Source organism: Streptomyces sp. A18, assembly GCF_059026065.1.
The window spans coordinates 1-6,907 of sequence record NZ_JBWLKL010000089.1; the positions used below are offsets into that span (position 1 = coordinate 1).

Consider the following 6,907-nt stretch of genomic DNA (forward strand, 5'->3'; position numbering starts at 1 on the left):
AAGACCACCGAGAAGCTGCCGAAACCCTTCTTCTCGGCAAGGTCACGCACGGCCGCGTAGGACCCCGCGAAACCGATCGCGGCGATGACGACCGCACCGGCTACGACCACACCGATCAGGATCCGGTGCATGCGTGTCAGCAGCACGGATGTCCGGCCATTCCCCACATTCACTTCTGGTGTCACTCCCCTACTCAAACCACACAAGTGAGCAGTCCTCACGATTTCACAGGCGCACCGTGCCGGGTCGAACTCGGCGCCTGTACAGCCAAGGTTGACCTCGCTGTGCCTCCCCCTGCCTGGGACGGGTGGATTCGAGGTGAGCAGCCGTCCGGTATCCGCCGTTGGCCGTGCCTTGCGACGGACCTTGGAACTGGAGCTGTGGCCCTACTTCCAAATGGGGAGTGCGTGATCGACTGGCCACGACAACGGCCCCACTCCCGCATCCACCCAGGAGAGCGAGGCCGCCGCTTGGCATTCAGAGTTCAATCGTTCTCAGCGAGCATGAGCTTCTTCAGCGATTGGTAGTCCTCGGGCGTCATCCAGTGCCGCACAGTCGCCCGCACTGCTCCTACGTCCCGCCAGGGCACGGCCCCCACGGTGACGATGTCGGGGAGCCTTTCGCGCGCGGGCTCGGGCTCACTGACGCCTGGACCAGGGTTCCGGACCCTGGTTGACGGTGCGGTCGGAGGCAGAGGAGTTGCCACAGGCTCCGGTTCTGCCCTGTCCGTGCCCCGGGCCTGCCTGGAGTTGGCAGACGGTGCCTCAGGCTCTCCGCTGTCGGCATGAGCTGCCTCCGCGATTATCACGGCGTGATTTTCCTGAGCCTCGGGATCCTGGGAGGGCCGGGGGCTCGCCTCCGAGTCCAAAGCGCGCTCATCGGCCTTCTTGCGCTGCTCCTCCGCAGTCAGTTTGCCGAGATTCCGCACGTGCTCAACCTTGCGTGTGCCCGTCACCAGGTCTGCCTGGAGTTCGGGGCTGAGTTTCAGCAGGGAGAGTTTGGTGGACAGGGTGGCCTGTGGGCTCTGGTCCGCTCGGTGAGGGCGGGCTTTCCGGGGTGGCGGAGCGTCGCTGACGCCGACGAGGTACGAAGGCGCCCCGTGCTACTGCACCGAAGGCGTCCAGGGCCCCATCGTCCGCAGGCAGCTCGCCATCCTCCACGTCCATTTCGGACCGCCTGGTGCGCAAGCTGCCCGCGCCGCGTACCCGGCGTGATGCCTCCGCCCTTGCGGCCCCGCTGGCGGAGTGCGCCGAATGCCGCGATCCCCCGCCCCGCGGCCAGCAGACTGGTATCTGCACCGTCTGCACGGGAGCGGCTGCCCCTGTCGCCGAGGCGACGCCCGCCGTGGAGAGAGTGGCCGATCGAGTGGCGGCACTGCGCACGGTGGTGCGTGCTCGGCCTGCGACCACCCCGATCCGGGTCTGATCGCTCCGACGCCTTGCCGATCATTTCCTGAAGTTCCCCGACGTTCAGAGCAGGGGGACGTCGAGGAGGAGTTCGGTACGCAGGGCTTCCTGCGGGATTCTGCGTCCTGTGGCGAGCAGCCGACGGGCCGGCTCTCGAAGGTCCTCCGGGAGCCACGCGGCTACTGCGCGGGCTTCCTGGGCACCGACTCGTCTTCCTGCGCAGGAGGGTTGGGCCAGCAGCAGCGTCCACAGCCCTTGCGCCGGCCCGGCTTGGATACCCGCGTCGTTGACGATCGCGCATGCCGTCGCCGCGATTTTCAGGCCGGTGGCGTCCAGGTCTCCCATGTAGTCGAAGCGCGTGACGGGGAACGGGAGGGCGGGGATGGACGCGAGAGGGGTGGTGTTGTGGCCCTGCACCCATGCGACGGCTGCCCAGGGCGCCACGGTCCTGGGGTCACGCAGCACCTTGAGCAGGGTGCGGTGGGTGCTGTGGTTCTCCACGCAGACCACGGCCGACGGCGCCTCGGGGATTTCCTTCACGGGTTCCCAGACGAGAGCCGTGGGGATGCGCTCGCAGCACAGCAGGTCGAAGTTCAGCCGGTCGGGCCGCCAGATTTTGTCTCCACCGCGTGGCGGCCAGCCGTCGAATGCCTTCTCGTCGCCGAGGATTTCGTAGGCCCTTTCCCTGGTAGTGGCAAGGGGGACGAGCCCTCCGTTCGTACGTCGTCTCCACTCGCTGGCGGCCACCACGAGGTGTCGCTGGTAGGCGTTCATTCGCAAGTTCTGTGCCCAGCGCGCAAGTTCCGGGCGCAGTGGCTCGGTGATCACCAGGAGGGTGTCCACGGCGCGAGCGGGTGCCGTGAGCGTGATGGCATTGGGGAGCGTGACTCGTCCCCGCTGGACGGTGACGGTCCGCGTGGCCTTCCAGCGGCCCTCCTGCTCTCCGCGCTTGATCGTTTCGAGGATGAGGTCTGGTATGTCGGCGGGGTCGACGTGTCTGACGAGGGAGTGGATGGCAGCGGCGATGTCGTCGATGCCGCGACGGCCGCCACGCTGGTCTGGGTCGAGAATGGCGACGATTTTGTCGAGGTCGATCTCGGCCAAGGTCATGTTCCCAGGACCTTCATGACGTCTCGCTGGATCACCGTGAGGTCGACGATCTCGCGATCGCCGCCGTCGGTGACCACGATCTTCTCCCCGGTCGCGGGGCGGGAGCGGCGGTTGAGTGCGATGGTGCGGTCGAACATCGACAGGGCTCCCTTGTCCATGGGGGCTGCCGTGAAGAGTAGTTGCAGGTCCATCTCGTCGGCCGCCCGCCGCATGGTGCGGACGAACTGGTCCGCGGACGCCTGACCGAACGGGTTGTCCAGCCAGAGCCAGCCGATGGCGGACGTCTCGTTCATGGAGCGGACCTTGGTCATGGCCGCGTACAGCAGGACTCCCGCTGTGACGCGCTGGCCGGCGGAGAAGTTCTTCAGGTCCGCGACGTTGACGCGGTCGAGACGCAGGTCGGTGTGGGGCTTGAGGATCCGTACCTGGAACGGCTTGTCGAATAGTGCTCGGGTTGCGGCGAACAGCAGGGACTCGGGATCCGAGGAGGAGGCGGAGTCGGGGGCGAGCAAGGCGTGTATGACGCGTGCAATGCGGTCGATCACCACCTGCTCGTTGTCCGGCGGTTTGTCGTGGCTGATGAGGACGAAGTGGCGGCTCGACCAGTCGCCGAGTCCTTCGGGCAGCCGGGACTGGTTCTGATAGGAGCGCAGTCGTGTAAGTGCCTTCGCCACCTGGATGTGGAGAATGCGCGCGCAGTCGTTGACGTTCTGGTCATGCCGGTCGAGATCGTCGCGCAGGGAGGCGGCCCGCTGTTCGAGCTGCCCGGCGATATGCCGTGCGTCGGCGGCCAGTTGTGCGTCGGAACGCAGGCGGGTGATGAGGTCGACCACGTGCGGGTCCTGGGCGTGCGCGACGGCGTGTGCTCTTGGAGCGTTGGCGAGGGCGTGCAAGGTAGTGGTGCCCTGGAGTTCGCTTCGCTCGCTGTCGGTAAGAGCCTCGTGTGTGAAGTGCAGTCGGTTGACGGCTTGGTTGATGTCGCCCACGAGAGATGTCACGTCGTCTGCGGGGTGGCCGGTCAGAGTGTTGTCGGCCAGGTATCGCAAGCCGTTCACGGTGGTATCGACCAGTTGGATTGACTGAGCTGCTTCCAGTGCTGCGGCCTGGGCGGTGTACAGGTGTGCTTCTTCGATTCGCTGGGTCTCCTGGGCCTGCGTGACGCGATCGCCGAGCTGCTCTGCGAGGCGATAGGCGTCCGCGGAAGTGGTGACCCCGGCGGCGGATGGGAAGCCTTTCAGGTCCGGGGCCGCGCCCGCGGGGCACTCGTCCAGCAGTCGGCGGTGGACCTCGCGGGCGGCCTGTGCGTCGTGCTGAGCCTGTGCGTATGCCTCGCGTGTGTGGGCCTCCTTGGCCTTGGCCCGACGTACCGATCCCACTAGGGCTACGGGGTGGCGTGCTGCTTCCGTGTCGGCGTAGGTCTCCGCCTGCTGGCGGTACTCGGCCGCGTCGTCCAGGGCGGCGTCGAGATCGGCGACTTGGGTTCGGGTCGTTTCGATCTCTTGCAGCAAGCCCTGATCGATGACGGTCTGTTGGAGGGCAGTCACCGTTGCGGTCAGGCGTGCCCGGATGGTTTCCGGATCCTCGGTGGGGACAGGTCCATCCACCGTCGATGACAGGTGTGCCGCGCGCAAGACTTCGGAGACATCGTCCCGGCGCCGTTTCATCTCCTGGACGAGATCCCATGCTACGTCGGTGGCCTGTTTGAGGTGGGGGATCTGGAGGTTCGGCGCGTCAACATGGTCGTTCGCCGCGGCTACGGCGTCATGGAGTGCGGGCAGGAGTTCGCGCGTGTTGGCCAGAGCTGCGGCGGCGTCGATGACGGGGGCGAGGAGCCTGCGCTGTTCCGCGGCTTCCTCGGCCGCGGACTGCGCGGCATCACGTTGCCGTTGCCGCCGTTCTTTGTCCTGGGCGAGCTCCCGGAGCGTCCCCTGTGCGGCCCTCTCGTCTGCTTCGGCCGCGGCCAGCTGCTCGGCACCCGTGCGGATCCGGTTCGTGAGTCCAGGACGTGGGTCGGTCGGCATCTCCTTCCACAGCTGGTTGAGCTCGGCGAGCATGTCACGGGCTTCGGCGGCCCGGTGGGTTGCCGTACAGCGCTGTTGTTCGGCCTTCTCCATGGCATGGGTGGCGCTCGTGACCATCTCGTCGGCCACGTCCCGGTCGTACGTGCCGGGGTGCGGGAGCAGCACTCGACCGTGGGTCCCGACGTCTTCTGCTGCGGCGTCCCGGGTGGCTGCGGCTTCCGGATCGGAGATAGCACCGATCCAGACGGCTGTGTCCAGTGGGCGAGTGCTCACCGTCTCCAGCGCCTTCTCAAGGTGCTCGGAGCGTGCAAGGACGACTCCCGAGGCGATCTCGGGCCTGGCTTTCGCGAACGCGGCGGCGGCCTGCGGCGACAGGGTGGACGCCATCCAGCGCCATCCAGTCCAGGCCGGTACGTCGTCGTCGACGCACAGGCGTGCCAGCTCCTCGGCGAGAGCCGCGGAGGGGAGGAGTCCGTCGGCACCGACCGAGTCGAGGGTTCGCCTGGCGGCCACGAGTTCGGTACGGGCTCGTCCAGCGTCGTGGTCGGCTGACTCGGCACGCTGCCGCAGGGACTCAGTGAGTGCGGGCCGTGCCGCCCACAACTCGATGGTGGTGTCTCCCACCGCGTCGCGAAGTCGCTCGTCAGCCGTCAAGCGGCGTACGCGATCCTCGAGCTGCACGAGGAGCTGGCGGGCGGCATCGGCGGCAGCGCGCAGGGCGATGGTCCGCCGGTTCGCCCGTGCCGCGCGCTCCTGCTCCTGCGTAACGCGCTCGTCAGTCGCCCGTAGCGCCTCATCCGCGGTCCTCCGTTCGTCACGAGCTGCCGTCATCCGCTCGGCCCAGCTCGCGTCTAGTGCTGCGGGACTGGCGTCCTCGGGCAGCAGACCGCTGCCCGTAGCGGCTGCAATGACCTGCCGACAGGTCCGCTCGTGTTCTTCGGCTTGACGCACCTGTTCCGACGCCTTGGCTCGCTGCGCGAGCGCCTCGTGCAGGAATGCGGTGGCCGCCTCCGCCTCGCCAACGGCTCGCTTGTGCTGCCTCTTGGCCTTGTTGAGTTCACCTGTGACTTGGTCGCGGAGGTCGGTAAGCACGCGTGCCAGGTCGTGGCGGTGTCGCCGCTCATCCGCCTGCAGCTCGGCGGTGTCCTTCTGCGCGGCCGCCAGCTGCTCGTTCAGTCCGGTGAGATGCGCCTTCGCGGCGCGCGTCTTGCGTACGGTGGCGACCAGTTCCCACGCGGCAAGAGAACTCGCAGCCTTGTCGCGCTCGGCGCACCTTCTCGTGGCGATGGCTGCGGTGGCCTCCGAGCGGAGCTCGGCCCCGCGCACCCCCATCCGCATCTGATGCGCGCCGGCCCGCCGCGCGTCGGAGATCGCTGATTTCACGTTGCGCCGGTGCTCGGCACACTCCGCCTCGGTCCTCGACTTGTTCCGGGTCAGGGCGGCGAGGGCGGCCTCGGCGTCTGCGACCACTGCCGCTCCCCTTGTCTTCGCTGCCGCCAACGCCTGCTGGTTCTCCAGTACTTGGTCGTGCACATTCGCCAGGCTGGCCAGCTGCTCACCGATCCGCTCCCACAGCTTGTGCTCGTTCAGCCACCTCGGTCGCTCAGCTGCGTGGACCCGGAGCACGTCGATGCTGTCCGCGATCCGTTCGACCGTCGTGGTCGGTGTGGTCGCTCCGAGCAGCCACTGCACGAAGGCGTCCGAGTCGGCAAACCGCATCTTCTGGTCGACGCCGCCCTCTGATTCGTTCATCTTGGCCTGGAACCGTGACTGGGCGAGGTCGATGTCCGCTGCCGCCAGCCACTTCGACCAGGCTTCGTGATACTCGGATGGGCGGTGCGGCGGCAGCACGCCTCCCTCGGGCAGCAGCGCGCGCAGGGCGGTCACGAACTGGGTGTGGGTGGTGCGCCGGCCTTGGCGGTTACGGAACGGCAGGTTGGAGATGGTCGGGCCGGGGCCATGGGTGACCCAGCCGTAGTACTCGCGCTGGAGTTTGCGCGGATGATCCAGGTCCTGGACACCGTCGTCGGTCCAGTGGGCGACCATCCCCATCACGATGCGCTGCGGTTCGTCACCCACAAGTCGCGTGGCCTGCTCGACGATGTGGCACACGTCGCCGGAGCGCACCAGCTTGGCCAGCGACCGGTCCGAGTCACCACGGATGAAGTCCCACGCATGCGGCAGATACAGCGCGAACCGCAGCGCGGTGATCGTCGTCTTGCCCGTGCCGTTCTCGGCCCACAAGGCAGAGTGTTGTGTGCGCTCGAAGGGGTCGGACCAAGTCAGGTCGAGCCCTTCGAGCCGTGACTCGGGAAAGCCCGCTCCCGACAGGTAGGTACGTTCCAAGCGCCAGGCTGTTCCCATGTCTTA

General features: G+C 67.5%; 3 protein-coding genes. All 3 read right to left on the bottom strand.

The annotated features are described in order from the left end of the window. A partial coding sequence (locus AC5P1C_RS43265) for a DUF2637 domain-containing protein (RefSeq protein WP_493871514.1) occupies positions 1-131 on the bottom strand: 131 nt, incomplete at its 3' end. 1,338 nt (positions 132-1,469) lie between these two features. Next, positions 1,470-2,516, bottom strand: coding sequence for a hypothetical protein (locus AC5P1C_RS43270; protein ID WP_493871512.1), 1,047 nt, complete (start codon positions 2,514-2,516; stop codon positions 1,470-1,472). Further along, positions 2,513-6,883 carry a hypothetical protein gene (locus AC5P1C_RS43275; protein WP_493871513.1) on the bottom strand — a complete coding sequence of 1,457 codons (4,371 nt, stop codon included), beginning with the start codon at positions 6,881-6,883 and terminating at the stop codon, positions 2,513-2,515. Before AC5P1C_RS43275 ends, AC5P1C_RS43270 begins: the two co-directional genes overlap by 4 nt. Positions 6,884-6,907: the final 24 nt, after the last annotated feature.

Bases quoted from the DNA above. Each gene is read 5' to 3' on its own strand.
- AC5P1C_RS43270 (WP_493871512.1), bottom strand. From the start codon at position 2,516: ATGACCTTGGCCGAGATCGACCTCGACAAAATCGTCGCCATTCTCGAC.